A 307-nucleotide genomic window follows, 5' to 3' on the forward strand; every position below is an offset into this window, starting at 1 on the left:
GCGTCAGGGCTCGATGAGGCCGACGCGGATGGCGTAGCGCGTCAGCTCCAGCCGGTCCCGAAGCCCCAGCTTCTGCAGCAGGTTGGCCCGGTGCCGCTCCACCGTCTTGACGCTGATCACCAGGAGCCGCGCGATCTCCTTCGAGGAGTGCCCCTCGGCGACGAGCTTCAGGATCTCCTCCTCCCGCTCCGTGATCGGGCGCGCCGGCAGCCGGTCACCGGAGCGGATGCGGTCCAGATAGGTGCGGATCAGCGCCGACTCGGCACCCGGGTAGATGAACGGCTCGTCGCGCAGCGCCGCGCGGCAC

Annotated in this window: 1 protein-coding gene; it reads right to left on the bottom strand. The window is 70.7% G+C overall.

Translation table 11 applies throughout. The features are described from left to right. Nucleotides 1-3: 3 nt before the first annotated feature. On the bottom strand, nt 4-307 hold a 304-nt coding region (locus OO69_RS48530; protein ID WP_033287458.1), incomplete at its 5' end, for a response regulator transcription factor.

The organism is Streptomyces sp. NRRL F-525, from assembly GCF_000716605.1.
Lineage (GTDB): Bacteria > Actinomycetota > Actinomycetes > Streptomycetales > Streptomycetaceae > Streptomyces.